Below are 21,592 nucleotides of genomic sequence, written 5' to 3' on the forward strand. Positions count from 1 at the left end.
ATTGTTAGATGGACTTTTTTTTATGACTTATAATCCGATTGAAACACCCATAAAAGGTTGTAATCCTGAAGAAAATATACTTTCGTTTTCTTTATATAAAACATTGTACATCACACCAGCTTGAAATCTTACTGGTCCACTCGATTGATATCCAGCTCCCAACCATAACGCAGATTCGTCCATGTCAGTTTCATAAATACTGTTGTAATATGGCGTACGATCGTTGTACTTTTGTTTTCCTGTGTAGTACATATAATTGGCTCTCAAGAAAATGTTTTCGATTGGAAAAAAGTTAATGTAAGGACCAACATTAAACAAATTTTGCTTTACATAGTCATCTTTCGCATACTGATAACCTGCTGTCGCACCCAATTCTAAATTGTTTGCAACCATATATCCAACACTTGGAGAAATATTAAACCCAAAATAACTGTTATTCCCAAAAGATAGTCCCAAACCACCTCCAAAACGCCAATTATTATTAAGCGTTTGATTTTGATTAATTTGAGAAAAAGCAGTATTGCTTAGGGTTAAAGAAATGATAAATAAAAGAAACTTTTTCATAGAAATTTAATTAATTTTTAACTTTTAAAAATGGCTCTAATTGAAAAAACCACTATAAATTTGCCTTATCAAAAATAGTAATTCTGTTTTTAAGTAAACATTATTATTTATTTTAAGTTAATTCGAGTCGTTCATAGTTTTTAATTATAAAAGAATAGAAATAAGATTTGATAAATCTATAATTCATTCGTTTTCTGGTTCTATATTTGCATTAGTAAAGTTAATCAAATAGACAATATAAAATTTAATCATATGAAATTATTATCGCCAGAAAAAAAACAAAAAATCGCTGATATTTTAATTAAATTATTAGCTGATGAACATATTTTATACTTAAAAACAAGAAATGCACATTGGAATGTAGAAGGTCCTGATTTTCAGACAATACATGTGTATTTTGAATCGTTATATAACGAGTTACAAATTGTTATAGATGATGTTGCAGAAAAAATTCGTCAAAAAGATGTTTATGCACCAGCAACTATGGCAGAGTATTTGCAGTTAGCTCACTTATCAGAAACAAGAAAAACTGAAAACAAAGATAGTTTAAGTTTTATTGCTGATTTACTACACGATCACGAAGTTATTATTGACTTTTTGGCGCAGGCTGTAGTAGAAATTGATGAATTTCATGATATCTCAACTTCGGATTTCTTAGTTGGTTTATTAGAACAACATCAAAAAACTGCTTGGATGCTTGGATCGCATCTAAAATAAAGTTGAACATTATTTTACTTCATAAGTTTTTAGTGTTAATTCATATTAGTGTTAATTAGGTTGAGCCTTGGATTTATCCAAGGCTTCAGCTTTTTATGACGGTTTGTAATTAACCTTCTACTTCTTTTATTTCTGCATCAGCAGCATTTGTTTTTACAGAAGCAATTCCATTTTTAGCGCCAGATTCAGTTTCGTACGATTGGCTTGTCCCAATTACTTGTCCATTTGTTGCCTTTAAATTGAAATGCCATTTACCAGAAGCACCTTCTTTTAATTCGTATTTAGAATCATCTTGCGAATTTTTGCGAACAGATTCAATTCCGTTTTCGCAGCTTGCTTTTTGTTTATAACCTTCGCTTGCCAAAATATTTTGTCCATTTTTAGCTTTCAAACGAAAACGATATTCTCCTGCTTTGTCTTGATAAATTTCGAACATAATTTAATTTTTTATAAATATTTTATCTTGTTGATTGTTATAAATTTATAAAAATTATTTGATAATTATCAATCTATAAAATATTGACAAAAAAAAATCCTGAAAAATTATTTCAGGATTTCTATTTCTTATTGAATTCTTTTTAAATCGTCAATATTATGTTTGTGCATATAAAGAGGAATGTGTTCTATAACAACGTCGTTCTTTTCTAGACCAAAAGATTTCGGAATGTTGAATTCTATTTTCTTTAATAAATAATAAACTTTTAGTGTGAAAAATTCTTTCATACTTAATTTGGTTTCAATTGAAGGAAATTTCTCAATCAAAACAAATTTCATGTCAGGATCTTGATTGTATTTTTTCAAACAGGTACTCAGGTATTTTAATTCTAATTCTCCATTTGCATACATATCGTTGATTACTTTTTTGATATATTGTTCTGTTTTTGGTTGAACTCTAAATCCTACATTAAATGTAATTCGATATATTTTTTGATCGACAATTGACAATATTTTATAACTCAACGTATAGGGTTCACTATCTCGGTTAATGTTTACAAACCAATAAACATCTGCACGTTTTGGGCGTTTTGATAAAATAGATTGAATACTGTATTTTTCGATATTTTTTGGATTCGTAGATTTCGTTAAGTAAAACAAGAAAGTCGAGTATTTATTGATTGTTTTATCTTCGCTCAATTCTGTTAATACATTTGCGTAGCGCTTTATTTTTACGAATTCTAAGTTTCGTGAATTAAGAATTTTTCCGTAAAAACTACAATACATTATTACAAAGAACAGCCATCCCATTAATAATGCTAAATAGCCACCATCAACAAATTTGACAACATTTGCTACGAAAAATGAAGATTCTATTGCTACGAAAATCGACAAAATTGCCACAATAAATACTTTGTTGAATTTTGTATAATAATTAAGATAATAGGATAGCAAGAAAGTCGTCATTAACATGGTAACCGTTATGGCAAGACCGTAGGCGGCTTCCATATGGGACGAATCTCGGAAATATAAAACAATAAAGACACAGCCAGCCCATAACATAAAATTGATTGTAGGAATGTAAACTTGGCTTTTGTGCTCGTTTGGTTGAATAATTAATGTTCTTGGCCAAAAACCTAAGTTGATAGCTTCATTGATTAATGTAAAAGATCCTGTAATCAAAGCTTGAGACGCAATAATAGCTGCACCTGTGGCAATACAAATTCCAGGAATTAAGAACCAATCTGGCATCATTTCGTAGAAAGGATTTCTACCATCTAACATAGGATTGTCTTGATGCATTAACCAAGCTGCTTGTCCTAAATAGTTTGTTACTAAACAGATTTTAACGTACAACCAACTAATTCTAATATTTTTTCGTCCACAATGTCCTAAATCGGAGTATAATGCCTCAGCACCTGTTGTACATAAGAATACAGCGCCAAGAATCCAGAATCCGTGAGGATAATTCATTAACAAGTTATACGCGTAATAAGGGTTTAATGCTTTGATGATACTTGGATGATGTACGATATGTAAAACTCCTAAGCCTAGAAGCATTGTAAACCATAAAACCATAAATGGTCCAAATATTTTTCCTACTTTATTTGTTCCAAATCGTTGGAAGAAAAATAACATCGAAAGGATAAAGATGACAATAGGTATAGTAGGTAGATTTTCGAGTCCGTTTAGCATTCGTAGTCCTTCAACAGCAGAAGAGACGGAAACGGGGGGGGTGATAATTCCATCGGCGAGCAAAGCAGAAGCTCCAATGATGGTTGGAATAATTAGGTTTTTACCTTTTTTCTTGATTAATGAATACAAAGAAAAAATTCCTCCTTCGCCATCATTATCCGCTTTTAGTGTCAACCATACATATTTGATAGAAGTCTGAAAACACAAAGTCCAAAAAACACATGATACGCCTCCGTAGACAATGCTTTCTTCAATCACGCGAGTCTCGCCAATTATCGCTTTCATTACATATAAAGGACTTGTTCCAATATCACCGTAAATGATTCCAAATGCGATTAATAGCGTTGCCGCTGTTACTTTGTTCATCGTATGGTTTGATTCCATAAGCAGTATTTTAAAATTTCTACGAATGTATGTCGTTGAAAAGAGATTAAACAATCTTATTTATTTATAATATAAAACCAACATTATATCTATTTTCGATATTAATTATAGCGTATTTTTACACCACTATAATCGCTTTTTTAGCGATGGAATAAATTTAAGTATTATTTAATCATACTATTTATTTTATTAATCATAATTTAAAGTTACATTTCATTGATAAATAGTAAATTGAATCATTATTTGTTAAACAAAATTAAATTTTAAAACTTTGTTATGCTTGCATAATAAAAAAAGATTATATTTGTTAGACATACACTAAAATATGTTAAGAGAAGATTTAACGATAGATTATTTATTGCGTTCAACATGGTTGTCAGTTCAGAAAATGTATAATGAGCAAGCAGTTGCTTACGATTCTACAATGGTGTATGCCTTTACATTATTATCAATAGATCCGAAAGGAGGTACGCCAAGTACGTCGCTAGGACCAAAGATGGGAATAGAGCCAACAAGCTTGTCGAGAACATTAAAAAACTTAGAAGCAAGAAATTTTATCGTTCGAAAACCAAATCCAGAAGATGGGAGAAGTGTGTTGATCACTTTGACTGAAGAAGGATTAAGAATGAGAGATATTTCAAAACATTTTGTTTTGCAATTTAATGAATCAATTAATAATCACATCGAGCCAGAGAAAATGCAAATTTTCTTGGAAGTGATTTATAAGATTAACCAATTAATATCGGACAAAAAAATATTTAAAAACAATTATGAGAAGACACGTTAAACACGTAACTGTATTAGGATCAGGAGTGATGGGTTCTGGTATTGCATGTCATTTTGCAAATATCGGAGTCGAAGTCTTGATGTTAGATATGGTTCCTCGCGAGCTTACACCACAAGAGCAAGCGAAAGGACTTACTTTAGAGAGTAAAGTAGTTCGTAACAGAACTGCTCAAACTCACTTAGATGCTGCTTTAAAAAGCAATCCTTCACCAATTTATGACAAAGCATTTGCTTCTCGTATAACTGTAGGGAATTTTGATGATGATTTCGAGAAGATTAAAAACTCGGATTGGGTAATAGAGGTTGTGATCGAAAGATTGGATATTAAACAATCTATTTTTGAGCGTGTAGATAACTTCCGTAAACCAGGAACTTTAGTCACTTCTAATACTTCTGGTATTCCAATTCATTTGATGGCTGAAGGTCGTTCAGAAGATTTTCAGAAACATTTCTGCGGAACGCATTTCTTCAATCCGCCACGTTACTTAAAATTATTCGAAATTATCCCAACTCCTCAAACAGATAAATCTGTTGTTGAGTTTTTCCAAAACTATGCATCTTTATTTTTAGGTAAAACACCAGTTTTATGTAAAGATACGCCAGGTTTTATCGGGAATAGAGTAGGAGTTTACTCGATGGCGAAAGTGATGGAATTGGCGCAAGAAATTGGATTAACGATTGAAGAAGTTGATACTTTGACAGGTTCTATTTTGGGTCGTCCAAAAACGGGAACATTCAAATTGGGTGATTTGGTTGGTTTGGATACAGCATATAATGTAACAAAAGGTTTACAGCAAAATGCGCCAAATGACGAAATGATCCAAGGTTTGAAAGATTCAAAATTCTTGGATTTCTTAATCGAAAATAAATTCTTAGGAGATAAAGCGAAAAAAGGTTTCTATTATAAAGAAATTGATAAAGAAGGGAATACCAATCGTTTTGCCTTAAATCTTGATACGTTAGAGTATCGTCCAATGGAACGTGCAAAAGTTACAGCTGTAGAAACTGCTAAAAATGCAGGATCTATGCGTAATAAATTAGGTGTTTTATTGAAAGATTCTGGTAAGGCTGGAGAATTAATCCGCAAACATTTTGCTTCATTATTCGCTTATGTTTCTCAACGTGTTCCAGAAATTACAGATGTACTTTATTCAATTGATGATGCTTTAAAAACAGGTTACGCTTGGAAATATGGTCCATTTGAAACATGGGATTTAGTTGGATTACAAAACGGAATTCAATTAGTAGAGTCAGAAGGTTTCAAGGTTTCGGATTGGGTAAAAGAATTAGCAGCAACTGGTGCAGATTCTTTCTATAAAATCGAAAATGGTAAGAAATTATTCTTTAATCAATCATCAAAACAATTTGAATTAATTCCTGGTCAAGATGCATTCATTATTTTAGATAACATTAGAAAAACAAATGAAATTTGGTCAAACCAAGAAACATCTATTCAAGATTTAGGAGATGGAATCATCAATATTGAGTTCCGTTCTAAAATGAATTCTCTTGGAGGAGGAGTTTTACAAGGAATCAATAAAGGAATCGAGTTAGCAGAAAAAGATTATCGTGGAGTTGTAATTGGTAACCAAGGAGATAATTTCTCTGTTGGTGCTAATTTAGCCATGATTATGATGATGGCTGCAGAACAAGATTGGTGGGAATTGAATATGGCAATCAAAATGTTCCAAGATACAATGATGCGTGTTCGTTATTCATCTATTCCAGTTGTTGTTGCTCCTCACGGAATGACGCTTGGTGGAGGTTGCGAAATGTCAATGCATGCGGATAAAATTGTAGCTGCTGCCGAAACTTACATTGGTTTGGTTGAGGTTGGAGTTGGATTAATCCCAGGTGGTGGAGGTTCGAAAGAATTTGCGCGCCGTGCAACTGAATTCGCTTTAAAAGATGATGTAAAAGTAAATCATTTACGTGATAATTTCATGAATATCGCAACTGCGAAAGTGGCAACTTCAGCTTATGAAGCGAAGAATATGGGAATTATTCGTGAGCAAGATATTGTTGTAGTAAATGCCGAACGTCAAATTGCAGAAGCGAAGAAACATGCAATTATTATGGCAGAAGCAGGTTATACACAACCAATTCAACGTAAAGTAGAAGTGTTAGGAAAAGAAGCAATGGGAATGTTCTATGTTGGAACAGATTCTATGGTTGCTGGACGTTTTGCTTCGGATCATGATCGTTTAATTGCGAATAAATTAGGATATGTAATGACAGGTGGTAATTTGTCTGAATCAACTTATGTTTCAGAACAATACTTGTTAGACTTAGAGCGCGAAACATTCTTATCTCTTTGTGGAGAAAGAAAAACATTAGAGCGTATTCAGCATATGTTAAAAACAGGTAAACCGTTGCGTAATTAATATTTGTATTAAGTAAAAAGTAACATGTAAAAAGTATTTATGCATGATTTTAAAGAGTTAATCGTTTGGCAAAAAACAATGAATTTTACGAAAAGGTTTTATGAGATTACTTCAAATTATCCTAAAAGTGAGATTTATGGTTTGACCTCTCAATCAAGAAGAGCTTGCGTATCGATAGCTTCAAATATTGCAGAAGGTGCTGGTCGAAATTCGAATGCTCAATTTATTAATTTTCTCAATATAGCTTTAGGTTCGTCTTTCGAATTGGAATGTCAAATTATTTTAGCAAGAGATTTAGAATTTATTCAAGTAGAGATTTCGGATAATTTATTAAAAGATTTAAAACATATACAGAATATGTTGGTCAAATTAATTCAGAACTATAATTAAATACTTTGTACATCATACATTTTACATTGTACAATCTAATAATACTTTAAAAAAATGAAACAAGCATATATAGTTACAGGATATAGAACAGCTGTAGGAAAAGCGCCAAAAGGAACATTGCGTTTTACACGTCCAGATGAAATGGCAGCTACAGTAATCAAGCGCTTAATGCAAGATTATCCAACTTTAGATCCAACACGTATCGACGATCTAATCGTTGGATGTGCAATGCCAGAGGCAGAACAAGGATTGAATATGGCACGTCTTATCTCATTAATGGGATTAGACACAGACAAAGTTCCAGGTGTTACAGTAAATCGTTATTGTGCTTCAGGATCAGAAGCAATTGCTTTGGCGGCTGCTAAAATTAGAACAGGAATGGCAGAATGTATCATTGCTGGTGGTGCAGAATCGATGTCGTATATCCCGATGGGAGGTTACAAACCAATTCCAGAAACAGATTTAGCGAAAGATCATCCAGATTATTATTGGGGAATGGGATTAACAGCGGAAGAAGTTGCAAAAGAATTTAAAGTGTCTCGTGAGGATCAAGATTTATTTGCATTCAATTCGCATCAAAAAGCATTAAAAGCAAATGCTGAAGGAAAATTTGCATCTCAAATCGTTCCGATTGATGTTGAATTTAATTTCTTAGATGATAAAGAAAAAGTTCAAACAAAGAAAATTGATTTCAAAGTAGACGAAGGTCCACGTGCGGATACATCTATCGAAGGTTTAGCAAAATTACGTCCTGTTTTTGCGCAAGGAGGTTCAGTTACAGCAGGTAACTCTTCTCAAATGTCGGACGGAGCAGCTTTCGTTATGGTAATGTCAGAAGATATGGTGAAAGAATTAGGTCTTGAGCCAGTTGCACGCTTAGTTGCATATTCTACGGTAGGTTTAGCACCTCGTATTATGGGAATTGGACCTTTATTTGCAATTCCAAAAGCATTAGAACAAGCAGGAATGAAATTAGAAGATATTCAGTTAATCGAATTGAATGAAGCCTTCGCTTCTCAATCAGTTGCAATTATGCGCGAGTTGAATCTTAATCCTGATATCGTCAATGTAAACGGAGGTGCAATTGCTTTAGGGCATCCACTTGGATGTTCGGGTACGAAATTAACCGTGCAATTGTTACATGAAATGGAAGCGCGTAAAGCGAAATATGGAATGGTAACCATGTGTGTTGGTACAGGACAAGGAGCAGCTTCAATTTTCGAATATCTAAAATAAAATCTAATATCTAAACAACAAAAAAATATGTCTACAAATCCAAATAGATTAATCGGAGGTCAATATTTAATTAAAGATGCCTCTTATAATGATATTTTCACTTACGAAGATTTATCAGAAGAACAACAAATGATTTTGCAATCTGCAAAAGAGTTTATCGATAAAGAAGTAGTGCCTAAGAAACACCAAATTGAGAAAAAAGATTATGCGTTGATTGAAGAATTAATGCGTAAAATTGGTGAATTAGGTTTATTAGGAATTTCTGTTCCAGAAGAATATGGTGGAATGGGAATGGGATTCGTTACAACAATGTTAGTGTGTGACTATATTTCAGGAGCAACAGGTTCGTTAGCAACAGCTTTTGGAGCACATACTGGAATTGGAACAATGCCAATTTTATTGTACGGAACAGAAGAACAAAAACAAAAATATTTACCAAAATTAGCAACAGGAGAATGGTTTGCATCTTACTGTTTAACGGAGCCAGAAGCAGGTTCTGATGCAAATTCAGGAAAAACAAAAGCTGTTTTATCAGAAGATGGTAAAGAATATATCATCACAGGTCAAAAAATGTGGATTACAAATGCAGGTTTTGCTGATTTATTCATTGTTTTTGCACGTATTGATGATGATAAAAATATCACAGGTTTCATTGTAGAAAAAGATAAAGCTGGTGCTGGATTCTCATTAGGAGAAGAAGAAGATAAATTAGGAATTGTTTCTTCATCAACACGTCAAGTTTTCTTTAATGAAGTTCGTGTTCCAGTAGAAAATCTATTAGGAGAAAGAAACGGAGGATTCAAAATTGCGATGAATGCCTTGAATGTTGGTCGTATCAAATTAGGAGCAGCATGTTTAGATGCGCAACGTCGTATTTTAGATTATTCGTTACAATATTCTTCAGAACGTAAACAATTCAATACATCAATCAATACATTTGGTGCGATTAAAGAGAAATTAGCTGATATGGCTGTTTCTGCGTTTACTTCAGAAGCTGGTGCGTATCGTGCAGCGAAAGATGTACAAGATGCAATCGAAGATAACATGGCAAAAGGAATGCCTCATAATGAAGCGGAATTAAAAGGTATCGAAGAGTATGCAATCGAAGCTTCTATTTTAAAAGTTTGGATTTCTGATGCTGCTCAAATTTCTGCGGATCAAGGAATTCAGATTTACGGAGGAATGGGATATTCGAAAGAAATGCCAATGGAAGCAGCTTGGAGAGATGCACGTATTTCTAGAATTTACGAAGGAACAAACGAAATCAATACCTTATTATGTGTTTCGATGTTAGTAAAACGTGCATTCAAAGGAAAATTAGATTTAATGTCTCCTGCAATGAATGTGGCGAACGAATTAATGTCTATTCCTTCTTTTGATGTTCCAGATTATTCAGAATTATTTGCGCAAGAAAAAGAAATTATTGCAAATCTTAAGAAAGCGTTCTTTATGGTTGCAGGTTCTGCTTTGCAAAAATTTGGTGCGGAATTAGAGCAACACCAACAATTGATTATTGCGGCTTCTCGTATTATGCAAGAAATTTATATGGTAGAATCGGCGATGTTACGTGCAGAAAAAATTGCAAATGTAAAAGGTGCTGATGCAGCGAAGAATGCAGAAAAATTAGTTCAATTACAATTATTCAAATCGGTAGAAATTATCAAAACAGAAGCTACTCGCGGTATCGTTTCTTTCACAGAAGGAGATGAGCAACGCATGATGTTATCTGGTTTAAGAAGATTTACACGTTACAACGAATATCCAAACGTAGTTAACTTAAAAACTGAAATTGCAGAATTGTTAATCAAAGAAAATAAATACACTTTCTAAGTATATTTTAAATACAAATTATTTAAAGCAGTCAATTTATTGACTGCTTTTTTATTTTTAATATGTTGAAATATAATTTGGTATATCATTTGATGATTCTAGAGTAAGTACTAGTCTTTATATAAGTTAGTTGAGTTTTCATGGTACTTAAGTTTTAGTAGAGAAAGGCCTCAGTTGTTCCCAATTGAGGTTTTTTTATGCCTTGAGGTTAAAGTTTATTCATTAAAAATAAGAGAGTTAAGTCGATATTTCTTAATGAAATACTTTTCGAAAGAAATGATTTGAAGTAACTTTAATTCAAATTAATAACCCAAAAACAAAGCTTATGATAATTAATGCAGCAATTCTTACGTTGACCATGTTTGCAACATTTAGTATTATGTGTCTAGTCAAATTAGATGAATTAAAAAAAATAAAATAAAACAACAAAACTCCATTTCTATAAATGGAGTTTTGTTGTTTTATAAAGTTATATTTACTTCAATTAATACATTCGAAATGAAAAAGAAGTTAGTTGTTTTAACCGGAGCTGGAATTAGTGCTGAAAGTGGAATTTCTACTTTTCGTGACGCGAATGGTTTGTGGGAAAATCATGATATTATGGAAGTCGCTTCGATTGAAGGTTATCAAAGAAACCCAAAATTGGTTCAAGAATTCTATAATCAACGTCGAAAACAATTATTCGATGTTGAACCCAATACTGCGCATCATTTCTTGAAAGAGTTAGAAAATGATTTTGAAGTTGTAATTATCACTCAAAATGTAGACGATTTGCATGAAAGAGCAGGTTCTTCTAAAATAATACATTTGCATGGCGAATTGAGAAAAGCGCGAAGCGAAAAAGATGAGAATCAAATTATTGATTGGAATAAAGATATCAAACTTGGAGATTTGGCTGAAGATGGAAATCAACTTCGTCCGCATATTGTGTGGTTTGGCGAAATGGTTCCGGAAATAGAAAATGCGATTGATGAGGTTTTAAAGGCAGATATTTTGGTAATTATTGGAACATCGATGCAAGTGTATCCAGCTGCTTCGCTCAAAGATTATGCAAAAACAAATGTCCCAATTATCTATATCGATCCATCAGATACCTATGCCAATTCATCTATTACGCATATCAAGAAAAAAGCAACAGAAAGTATCGAAGAATTAAAAACTATTTTGAATAATTTTTAATCTTTTACGTTTTACTGTTGATTAATTAATTTAGAGAATATGAAGTATATATTTCTACCATTATTTGTTTTTTCTATTAATGCGGCTGCACAAGAGTTAAATCCGTTTTATCAATCGATTGTCGAACAAGTGAAATACGATTCTGTGCATCAGAAATTGCAAAAATTTCAAGATTTCGGAATTAAAACTGTTGGTTCGTCAGCTCATGAAAATACATTTACATGGTTGAAATCTTATTATACAACATATGGTTATGCCACTATAGAGCAACAATCAGTTAATGTTTTTGGAAATGTTGGAAATAATTTAATCATAACTAAAATTGGAAAAAAATATCCTGATAAATTTATTATCATCGATGGTCATTATGATACATTAAATGGACCTGGAGCGAATGATAATGGATCGGGAACGGTTACTTTATTAGAAATTGCTCGATTAATCAAAGATATCGAAACAGATTATTCGATCAAGTTTATTCATTTTACAGGAGAAGAACGCGGTTTAATAGGAAGTCAGACATATGTCAATCAAATTGCAGTTCCTCAGAATTTAAACATTAAAGCTGTTCTGAATATTGATGAGGTAGGAGGAGTGGCGAATAAAGTAAATTCGACAATTGTTTGTGAGCAAGATGAAAGTAATCCAACATCAAATAATGCAGCTTCTTCTGATTTGACTAATCAAATGTCGAATATTTTTCCCTTGTATACAACTCTAAAAACTGAAATTTCGAATGCTTATAGTTCCGATTATATGCCTTTTCAGGCAGTTGGTTATCCAATAACTGGACTTTTCGAAAAAAATGAAACGCCTTATGCACATACTGCTCAAGATATAATAGCTAATTTAGATTTGAATTATTTGACAGAAGTAGCGAAAGGAGCTTTGGCGACTATATTACATTTTTCTCAAGCACAAGAGAAGTTGACTACAACAGATCATACTATTTCAACTTTGCAAGTGTACCCAAATCCAGTAAAGAGAAACCTTCATTTTTCGCAGATTTTAAAGCAACCTACAATTTCTATATATAACGAAACAGGAATACAGGTCTATGAAAAGAAGTTTCGAACAGCTGTTTCGCAGATAAATTTAGAACATCTTACTTCTGGCGTTTATTTCGTTAAAATAAATTCGAATCAACATAGTTTTAAGATTTTGAAGAAATAAATTGTTGCGTCTCATTTATGTAATAAATTGACTTTTTTAGTTGAATAGTTACTTTTTTTGTCTAAATGGTAATCAACCTTTCGATACACGAGCACCGAACAAACCATACGGAATGGATATACAATGGATACAGAATACATATAGCGTGGATACACAACCGATACAGAAAAAGTGCATTTTAGTACATATAACCTCCATTTAGGTTAATGGGTAACCAATTAGGTTCATCATTCGTCACTTCTAGTTAATTTGTTTATCTAAGGGGTAATTTTACATTGTTGTTGTGCCCCTTCAAGAAGAATACCGAATAAAAAATGAATATTCTAATCACAATAGAAACATAGGTTTTATTAAGTTTTACGCTTAACGTTTTACGGATTTTGTCATTCTGAGTTTATTTCAGAATCGCATCCAATGATACTTATTTTAGAGGTTTGAATCGCCTTGGTCATTATGCTGAATATCAAGTGAAAATACTGTTTTTGGTCATGTGTTCTTACAACTTAAATGATTTTTAAAGGTTATTTTGGTAATCTACTTCATTTTATATTTGTATTCAAAAAGTGATTTTGTGTTATTTCGAAGCCTTGAAAATTCCAGCCTCTCACAAATACATAATGGATTTTACTTAATACATTATAAATATTACATAGTACAACACTAAAATCTACTTTTTTAAATGAAATTTAAAGATTATCATTGCTCAAAAGACGAGTTTCAATCCATTGAAACTTTAAAAATGATATCCTTTTGTATTCCACTAAACATTTTTTTGTATAAAAAACAACTTGGCAATTATTACAACATCTGAACTACAAAAATCTTTTACATACATTCTACTGCCACTATGTTGCCTTTATCCTGCCTTTATGTTGGGAGTATCTAGCAAGTATCTGTAGATGAAAAAAAATTGGCCCTTGCGTTATATATGTTGTTTATATTTAGTGAGTGTTTATTATCAACCTCACCTTACGGGTGTACAATCACCCTCAAAAATTATATTTTTAAGCTGTTATAAGCTCAATTCCTGCTTTATCTGCCTTATATTTTATTTTGGTCATCAGTTTATAATAACTCCAATTTCTCAGTACAAAATCTTCTTCTTTGGCCAGCTCTATCTTTTCTTCTTGATCCATTAAAATAAGTGTTCCTGCTTTATTATTTACACAAAAATCAATTAACTTTCTGCTGTAAACATGTAGTCGATGATGCACATAATTTTTTTCTACTTGACTCATTTTATCTAGCGCTTTTAGTTTCCTCGTTTTTCCTTTGCCCGATTTTGCATAAGTTGCCCCAATTTGTATTCGTTTACGGGACGCTTGTATCGCTAACCTTCGGTATAGAAACTCTTCTTTGGTTCCTATAGTAAGCCGAGATTTTCCTATTTTTACAACCAACGGATATTCTAAAGAGAGAGAAGCTTCTGCAATAATTTCGGGTTGTAATTGATGATTTTCTTTTTCGATCTCAACAACAGCTAACCAAAATATTTTACTTTTTTCTAACTTTATTTGTGATGTACAAAGTTTAATTTCTCCGCTTACCACTTGTTCCAATAACCTTTTATTACTTGTAAAATCTTTTCCCAAATAGGTTTTGAATGGAAGTTGAAACAACCGAAAACAAAAACATTTTTTCTCAGGATTGTAAGAGAAGCTACGTATACTTTCTGCTCCAAAAGGAAATGCCATATCTCGTTTGAAGTTTTTTAACGAAGCTTCTCCTTTCCAATATCTTTGAGAATCTTTGTTGTATGAACTGTGGAGTCTATTATTTAAACAAGATAATATATTGGTTGGAATTTCACCTTTAAAACGGTCTGATAGCACACGATAAGTGGTACTCATTTGCGAATTTTTTAATATACCCTCTGCATCTTTCTTCTCGTCCATTAATTTATATTTAACACCTTCAGAGAGGTACAAAAAATCTTTCATCATTTCTTGTAAATACAAATGAGAAACAATCAAATTAGCGGCTTTAAAACATCTGTTTTGCCATCTATAAAGCTTGTCTAATGCCTCTTTGCGTTCTTCTTGAGTTGGTAAATCGATAAGTATTTGTATTTTTCGAGTGAGTATTAAAGTAGATTTTTCCATGATCAATAGTTTAGGGATTGAACTTTGTTTTGTTGAGTGAATTTATAAGCGACTATAAATTCATTGTGTACCTCTTTTTGAGACAATTGTAATGCTGAAGCTATTGTTGAAAAAGATTGTTTATGCTTACATCGAAGTTTTAAAATCAACGATTGTGTTTCAGATATTTGATTTTCCTTCTCTGCTGTAGAGACTGTTTTGGTTTTAATAATTAATTTATCTTGGTGACTTAAAATCTTCTTAAGATCATCAATAGTATGTTTAATTTCGTTACTCGTTTCAGTGATTCCTCTTCCCATTGCTTTAGCAATCGCTTTGTATTGAAATCCATGTTTTAAACAGAGTTCAATCAAATGCTTTCTTTCAGCACTTAATAAGGGTAATACTTTTATAATTTGATCAAAATAGTGCTGTTGTGTTTCTTGTTCGTTTAGGTTTTGAATGTTATCTGCGGGATCATATCCAGACAAATAACTTTGATAATTCTCATAACTTTCTAGTGAACTTACAGTTCTAAAAAACTTATTCTTCGGTTTAGCATAATGCGAATAGCAACTGTATTTCATTACAAACCTTAAAAAGAAAAAGATATGATCAGGAGATTCCATCTTTTCGCGATATTCCCATAATTTTAGAAATGCATCTTGTACCAAGCATTCTACTACAAATTCATCCTCAATTATTTGTTTACCAAACCAAAAGATTCGTTTATTGTACCTGACATAAATACGTTCGAAGGCAGTAGAATTACCTTTTTTTAATAATTCAAATTCTTTTTCTAGCATAATAAAGGTGGTTTTATTTATGTTTTACGTGATACGTATGACGTTCTACGTTTTTACATAGTTTTTAAATTCAACATTAGTTTTAAAAGTCACTCTTTTTCCTGTACATCGCGCCAACTTTGTTTTTGGGAAAGGGTTTTTTGTTTTTTATTTCAAATTTGTTCTTTACTTTCATTTTTTTGCTCATCCAAAAAACGAAACAAAAAAAGATGCCGACAGTAGTCTCTCAATGATTCAACTAAATAAATTATTTCCATAAAGTTGATAACTCACTTCGTTCAAACACCTCAACTTTTTTATTCCAATAATTTAGAGTTGAATTGCATTTCGATTCTAAATCGTCGGATTTTTAACTCTTTTTTCAATACTCAAATCCTTTTTTAATAACGGATTTTAGAGTCGACATACGATTTGCAGACGAGTTTCAATCCATTGAAACAAGCGTAAAAAAGATTAGTGAGCGATAGCGAGTCATTTAATCTTTTTAGAGAGTAAAATGAAGATTGAACGTCGAAAATCGCAGTCTTGACTTTTTTGGTTCGTTTTTGTGTTAAGACAAAAATGAACGTAAAGTACTTTCTATCACTTTTTTATTCATAGCATATCTATTTTAATTATAGGTATTCACATGCCCTTCGGGGAAGAGAGCAAAAAAGTAATCAAAAAACTCTTGGCCGTAAACCTCTCTACTCAAAATGTTTTCACTCCACTAAAGATTTAAAAAAAACTATGGGCTAAAATCTTTTTAACGTTGTACTCAAACATTTTCTTAACGTGAGAGTTTTAATGCCAGTTTCTTAATCCTTTTTTAATATTCAAATTCGTTATCACTTTTAACAACGGATTTTAGAGTCGACATACGATTTGCAGACGAGCTTCAATCCATTGAAACAAGCGTAAAAAAGATTAGTGAGCGTATGCGAAATATTTAATCTTTTTAGTGCGTGAAATGGTAATTGAACGTCGAAAATCGCGGTCTTGATTTTTTTTGTTCGTTTTTTCATCAAGGAAAAAACGAATGTAAAATACTTTCTATCACTTTTTTATTCATAGCATATCTATTTTAATTATCGGTATTCATATGCCCTACGGGGAAATGAGCAAAAAAGTAATCAAAAAACTCTTGTCCGTAAACCTCTCTACTAAAAATGTTTTCACTCCACTAAAGATTTAAAAAAAACTATGGGCTAAAATCTTTTTAACGTTGCACTCAAACATTTTCTTAACGTGAGAGTTTTAATGCCGGTTTTTCATCCTTTTTCAATAGTCAAATTCGTTATCACTTTTAACAACTCTAAAATTTCAATTCTCATATCTAACATCTAATCTGTACATCATACATTTAACTCATTACTTATAACTCATTACTTACAACTTAAATCAGGTAGTAGCCCCAATAAATTTGGAAAATGATATGAAAGGGTTTACTTTTAATTTGCGAAAAAAAGAGTATAACCTAACTGTCAAAGTCTCATTACCGAGGCTCAGATAGAGAGCGAGTAAAGAAAGGGGAACCTTTTCTTTACGTTCCGTTAAATGTTATAAAACGGAGAATTGTTCTTTAAAAGAATGGAAAAAACGAACAGACTTTGTCTGGTGGTTTTTTACGGATGAATGGAAATTGTTTCGTTCTCATTTTGTGTTGGGTTTTATGGAACGATGTTTCTCGTGTATGAAGATATACTTGCAAAAAAAGCAAGGAGCAGTCTCACACCTTAGATCCATGGGCGACCAAACCCGTCTTTAAAATCCGAGGATAATAAAGTTTCCACCTAAAGCTAACGTGAGAACCGCTCACATGCCATATACGAAAGTACAAAACTTTTGAGACATGGAGCAATTTCACGGTGTTCTCGATGGAAAATTGGTCGTTTTGGAATCGAGTCACATCGTTTAATTATGACTATCAAAAGTCTAATTATCAAATCGCTAATACAAATATAACAATATTTTTTAACACACCAATATATTGGTGTAAAATATTTTAATAAAATGATAAAATATTTTGAATTTGAAACTACTCAATTTGATTTTGAGTTAATCCAACATATTAAGAAACTAAGAATAAAGGAAAAGTTTTCACAAGAAACCCTTAGTCTTAAAATGGGTTTAGCGAAAAGTTTCATTGGTAATGTTGAAAATTATCGTGAAAAACATAAATATAGCACCCGTCACATCACTCTTTTAGCAAAAGCATTCGGGTACAAAAATATTGGTGAGTTATTAAACTTTCCAATTCCACAATACGACAGAATTAAAGTTACGGTAGAACAGACTTATAATGAGGCAGGCAATAAAATATTGAAAAGTGAAGTGGTGAAGGTTGTTGAGATAAAATAATATGTTAGATTTTACAAATTATCACAAAAAATCTAAAGGACTTGGTGTAGATTTTTTATCAATATCTGTAATGTGCGTATAAATCATGGTAGTTCTAATGTCGTTATGACCTAATAATTCTTGAACTACACGTACATCAATTCCACTTTTTATAAGATGAGTAGCATAGGAATGTCTTAATGTATGTACGCTGCCTTTTGATAAAACACCAGCTTTACTCATAGCGTTTTTTAAAATTAATTGGACACTTCTTTCGCTGTATTGATCGCCTTTTGCGCCTTCAAACAAAAAGTCTTTAGGTTGATAAACCTTATAGTATTCTCTCAATAATAGCAAAAGTTTATCTGGCAAAGCAACTATACGATCTTTGTTACCTTTACTTTGACGAATAAGAAGTAAATTACTTTCTGATTTTATATCTGCAATTTTTAAATTTATCAATTCGCTTAGTCGCAATCCACAGCTATAGATTATGGTAAGAATAGCTTTATGTTTTAAATTTTCTGTTGCATTTAATAAATTTCGTACTTCTTCTTGAGAAAAGAAAGTTGGTAATTTATTAACTTTTCGTTTCGGATAAAGATAATTTAATTCAATTTTCTGATTTTCAACTAATTCAAATACTTTTTTAATTGCTCCAACCAAAGAACGTTGATAGGAAACACTGATATTTTCTTGAATTACTTTTGTATTGATAAACAATTCGATTTCTGAAATAGGAATTTCATCTAATCTATTGTATTTTTCCATCTGTTCTAAGAAAACTTGGGTGTAACCACAATACGATTTTATGGTATTGTTTGCATATCGTTGTAATTTTAATCGATTTTGCAACGTTTTTAGAATCGTTTCGCTATCCATACATTCATTATTACATTTTACATCAAATTACTTCGTGATACATGAATATTATTTTAGTAAGTGTCTAATTTACAAAAAAATAATTATATTTGTTTTTAATTTTACGAAATGCGGATATAGTTGATTTTTTACGAAACAAAAGCTAGATCAGTTTCGTGAAAAAACAATGTTAGCTGCAAGGCTACACAACACCGCTAATAGACAAACATCCCTTGAAATAATAGGGAGCTGACCCGATTAAGGTGTCAGCCCCTACTAAAAAAAATCTACTCAACACCTAACTGTAATTTTGCAGAACTAAGATGAATTTCATCTTGTGTTTCTAAAGCAAAATATCCATAAGCTAGAGGTGCGGCAGCAGCTCGTTCAACTGCTTGTTCAAACAGTTTATCCCATACTTCTCCACCTTGTTTTTCGTATGCCGAAATTAAATTTTTCAGACTTTCTTCACCGAAAACAGTAACGTGACCTGAAAAATCTTGTGCTATATCGCTGACTTGTGCAGTTGACCAATCAATAATTCCACAAACTTCTCCTTTATGATGAGTAAGTGTATGACCTGCATACAAATCACCGTGAATGAATTTTGTAAAATTCGGCCATAAGGCATCATTATCCAGCCATTTTTGGTACCGAAGTTCTAATTCGGCATTTATCCCTAATTCAGATTTCACCAAAATCAATCTTTCAGAAATCTCATTTCTAACCTGTTCAGGTGTCAAAACTTTTAGATTATTACGAAGTACTTCTTCCGTAGGAATTGAATGAAGTTCTATAAGTGCTTTCGCTAATGATGGTATATAAAGGTCGTTTTCTTTAGACATATTCCAGGTTACTTCATAAGTCTCCGCATCATAAGTAAGTGCAGGTTTTCCATCGAGCAAAGGATAGGCTACCAGTTTTTCATTAGCTATACGCCAATCAGGAACTTGAACCGAAAGGTATTTCGACACCAATTGAAGAATGCGTTTCTCATTCGCAATCTGTTCGCCTAAGGTTGTTCTTCTTGGAATACGCAACAACCACTTTGTGCCATCCCTATCTGTAGCGAAACCAACCTTAAAATCAATTCCCATTTCATTAAAACTCATTTCATCCGAAAGAATTAACCCATTTCTTTCCGCTAATTTTTGAATATCTCTATTTTTCATTTTTTTAAATATTTTTGATTTTACCTAATTGCATTAAGTTGCGAGTGCTAAACGAAAGAATACCCACAAGGATTGCCAAACAACCGCTTATGATAAACGTAATGTTTACACCAATAACTTCTGCAATCAGGCCTGTGAATAATAAACCGATTACACTTGGCAAAACTGCCAAACTATAATAAAGTGAAAATACACGTCCTAATTTTTCAGGACTTACCTCTGTTTGTACAATTGCTGTAAAACAGCCATTGAAAACAGACAGGCTGATACCGCCAATGGCTGTTACCATCACAAATCCTACAAACCAACTTGCAGGTAATACACCACTCAAAATAAATGTAAGTCCCAATAATACATACATAACATTGACTGCGACTACTTTTGAGCCTTTCAATTTGAAAATACTCAGGATGACACCGCCAATAAGCATACCTCCGCCCCAAACCACTTCTACAATTCCTATCTCCCATTTTCCTCCTGCAAAATGCCCTGTTGTGAGCAACGGAAACATAATGGCAGCTGGCATTATAACAAAGGTTATCGCCATTGCATAAAGAAAAAGATAACGCAAACCTTTGTTTTTTGAAACAGTCTGAAACCCTTCCGAAAATTCTGTAGCAATAGAATGTGCAGACGATTTTGACTTCGCAACCACATTGGGAATTTTCACCATCACGAGTGAAAGAATAGCCAGCAATGCTCCAATCAAATCCAAGTACAATACTTTTGAAATAGGAAGATAAGCAATGGCTAATGTGCCAATGGCAGGACCACCAATACTGCAAACCGAATGTAACACCTGATTAATTCCTGCTACCTTTATCAATTCATTTTGGGGTACAATCAGCGGAGCAATTGCCTGTAGTGCCGGAGCGTGAAAAGCATTACCAACAGAGCGTAAACCCAATAAAATGTATATCCATATAAGATTAACATTTTCATTTTGTAAAATGACGAGTAACAAAAGGGCACAGAGAGCTATAAAAGCATCCGAAAAAATCATTACATATTTACGATTGAGACGGTCAACATATACACCTGCTATTAAGCCTATCAATGCTTGAGGCAACATAGCTGCTATTCCTGCGTAGGCTAAAACTTCGGCTGACTTGTACTCCAGACTAAGCCATATAACAATAGCAAACTGAACAGCATAACTTGTAAGCATTGAAGCAAACTGTCCAGCCCATATAAACATATAGGTCTTAAACCATTTACGGTTTTCCATAAAAACTTGATTAAATTATACAACAAAATAATTGTAGCATAATACTAATAGAGTACTATACCATAAAAGTGGGTTTTGAAGAGAATTACCCTAATAATTATTTAATCCAAGGCTTTGCCACGTGTTGTATACTTTTTGGAAGTGAAGCCACAAAAGTACAAATTATTATCTCAAAAAATAAGCTATTTTAGCAAAATTAAGCCCAGCAGCTAACAAGGGTTTTGCAATAGTGGGGCGAAACTGCAAAGTTCAACTGTTGTTCTTCGGTTCAACTTTTGTGCAAAATTGAAGATTTGTGCTTCGATTGCCCCACCATCGCAAAGCCCCAAAACGTTACCTGCAACCCTTTCCA

General features: G+C 32.5%; 17 protein-coding genes. 9 read left to right on the plus strand and 8 right to left on the minus strand.

The genetic code is table 11. The features are described 5' to 3' along the window. Positions 1 to 27: 27 nt before the first annotated feature. Complete coding sequence (locus B4J88_RS12520; RefSeq protein ID WP_280037607.1) at positions 28 to 564, minus strand: hypothetical protein; 537 nt, start codon at positions 562 to 564, stop codon at positions 28 to 30. A 252-nt stretch (positions 565 to 816) separates the two neighbouring features. Here B4J88_RS12520 and B4J88_RS12525 point away from each other — a divergent pair, with 252 nt between their 5' ends. Further along, on the plus strand, positions 817 to 1,281 hold the full coding sequence (locus tag B4J88_RS12525) for a Dps family protein (protein WP_038336951.1): 465 nt from the start codon (positions 817 to 819) through the stop codon (positions 1,279 to 1,281). A gap of 109 nt (positions 1,282 to 1,390) precedes the next feature. Here B4J88_RS12525 and B4J88_RS12530 read toward each other — a convergent pair whose 3' ends face one another. Both B4J88_RS12530 and B4J88_RS12535 read right to left on the minus strand, forming a co-directional pair. Next, on the minus strand, positions 1,391 to 1,717 hold the full coding sequence (locus B4J88_RS12530) for a YegP family protein (protein ID WP_219035290.1): 327 nt from the start codon (positions 1,715 to 1,717) through the stop codon (positions 1,391 to 1,393). A 128-nt stretch (positions 1,718 to 1,845) separates the two neighbouring features. Further along, entirely contained in the window at positions 1,846 to 3,795 is a 1,950-nt protein-coding gene (locus B4J88_RS12535) for a KUP/HAK/KT family potassium transporter (RefSeq protein WP_114999165.1), read from the minus strand. A gap of 325 nt (positions 3,796 to 4,120) precedes the next feature. Between B4J88_RS12535 and B4J88_RS12540 the strand changes: the two genes are divergently transcribed. From B4J88_RS12540 to B4J88_RS12570, 7 genes are all read left to right on the plus strand, one after another. After that, complete coding sequence (locus B4J88_RS12540) at positions 4,121 to 4,582, plus strand: MarR family winged helix-turn-helix transcriptional regulator (protein ID WP_125350256.1); 462 nt, start codon at positions 4,121 to 4,123, stop codon at positions 4,580 to 4,582. Further along, the gene (locus tag B4J88_RS12545; RefSeq protein WP_291067775.1) at positions 4,566 to 6,965 is read left to right on the plus strand and encodes a 3-hydroxyacyl-CoA dehydrogenase/enoyl-CoA hydratase family protein; all 2,400 of its coding nucleotides are present in this window, start codon (positions 4,566 to 4,568) and stop codon (positions 6,963 to 6,965) included. Before B4J88_RS12540 ends, B4J88_RS12545 begins: the two co-directional genes overlap by 17 nt. Before the next feature lie 39 nt (positions 6,966 to 7,004). After that, positions 7,005 to 7,355: a four helix bundle protein gene (locus tag B4J88_RS12550; protein ID WP_114999168.1), complete on the plus strand. Its 351-nt coding sequence runs from the start codon at positions 7,005 to 7,007 to the stop codon at positions 7,353 to 7,355. Between the two features lie 54 nt (positions 7,356 to 7,409). After that, positions 7,410 to 8,591: an acetyl-CoA C-acyltransferase gene (locus B4J88_RS12555; RefSeq protein WP_125350257.1), complete on the plus strand. Its 1,182-nt coding sequence runs from the start codon at positions 7,410 to 7,412 to the stop codon at positions 8,589 to 8,591. Positions 8,592 to 8,618: 27 nt separating this feature from the next. Then, the gene (locus B4J88_RS12560; protein ID WP_291067776.1) at positions 8,619 to 10,421 is read left to right on the plus strand and encodes an acyl-CoA dehydrogenase family protein; all 1,803 of its coding nucleotides are present in this window, start codon (positions 8,619 to 8,621) and stop codon (positions 10,419 to 10,421) included. 498 nt (positions 10,422 to 10,919) lie between these two features. After that, positions 10,920 to 11,600 (plus strand): SIR2 family NAD-dependent protein deacylase, encoded by a 681-nt coding sequence (locus tag B4J88_RS12565; protein WP_291067777.1) that lies wholly within the window; start codon positions 10,920 to 10,922, stop codon positions 11,598 to 11,600. Positions 11,601 to 11,639: 39 nt separating this feature from the next. After that, positions 11,640 to 12,773 carry a M28 family peptidase gene (locus B4J88_RS12570; RefSeq protein ID WP_291067778.1) on the plus strand — a complete coding sequence of 378 codons (1,134 nt, stop codon included), beginning with the start codon at positions 11,640 to 11,642 and terminating at the stop codon, positions 12,771 to 12,773. Between the two features lie 1,004 nt (positions 12,774 to 13,777). On the opposite strand, the gene B4J88_RS12575 is transcribed toward B4J88_RS12570, so the two are convergent. Beyond that, positions 13,778 to 14,875 carry a hypothetical protein gene (locus B4J88_RS12575; RefSeq protein WP_125350260.1) on the minus strand — a complete coding sequence of 366 codons (1,098 nt, stop codon included), beginning with the start codon at positions 14,873 to 14,875 and terminating at the stop codon, positions 13,778 to 13,780. A 2-nt stretch (positions 14,876 to 14,877) separates the two neighbouring features. Then, complete coding sequence (locus B4J88_RS12580) at positions 14,878 to 15,660, minus strand: RNA polymerase sigma factor (protein ID WP_291067779.1); 783 nt, start codon at positions 15,658 to 15,660, stop codon at positions 14,878 to 14,880. A 1,992-nt stretch (positions 15,661 to 17,652) separates the two neighbouring features. Here B4J88_RS12580 and B4J88_RS12585 point away from each other — a divergent pair. Continuing rightward, on the plus strand, positions 17,653 to 18,000 hold the full coding sequence (locus B4J88_RS12585) for a helix-turn-helix domain-containing protein (RefSeq protein WP_291064999.1): 348 nt from the start codon (positions 17,653 to 17,655) through the stop codon (positions 17,998 to 18,000). Positions 18,001 to 18,021: 21 nt separating this feature from the next. On the opposite strand, the gene B4J88_RS12590 is transcribed toward B4J88_RS12585, so the two are convergent. From B4J88_RS12590 to mef(C), 3 genes are all read right to left on the minus strand, one after another. Next, on the minus strand, positions 18,022 to 18,861 hold the full coding sequence (locus tag B4J88_RS12590; RefSeq protein ID WP_114999181.1) for a tyrosine-type recombinase/integrase: 840 nt from the start codon (positions 18,859 to 18,861) through the stop codon (positions 18,022 to 18,024). A 266-nt stretch (positions 18,862 to 19,127) separates the two neighbouring features. After that, positions 19,128 to 20,012 (minus strand): Mph(E)/Mph(G) family macrolide 2'-phosphotransferase, encoded by an 885-nt coding sequence (gene mph, locus B4J88_RS12595; protein ID WP_291067780.1) that lies wholly within the window; start codon positions 20,010 to 20,012, stop codon positions 19,128 to 19,130. A 4-nt stretch (positions 20,013 to 20,016) separates the two neighbouring features. Further along, the gene (gene mef(C), locus B4J88_RS12600; RefSeq protein ID WP_085286200.1) at positions 20,017 to 21,240 is read right to left on the minus strand and encodes a macrolide efflux MFS transporter Mef(C); all 1,224 of its coding nucleotides are present in this window, start codon (positions 21,238 to 21,240) and stop codon (positions 20,017 to 20,019) included. Between the last annotated feature and the right edge of the window lie 352 nt (positions 21,241 to 21,592).

It is taken from the genome of Empedobacter sp. UBA5036 (assembly GCF_002415215.1).
Classification (GTDB): domain Bacteria; phylum Bacteroidota; class Bacteroidia; order Flavobacteriales; family Weeksellaceae; genus Empedobacter; species Empedobacter falsenii_B.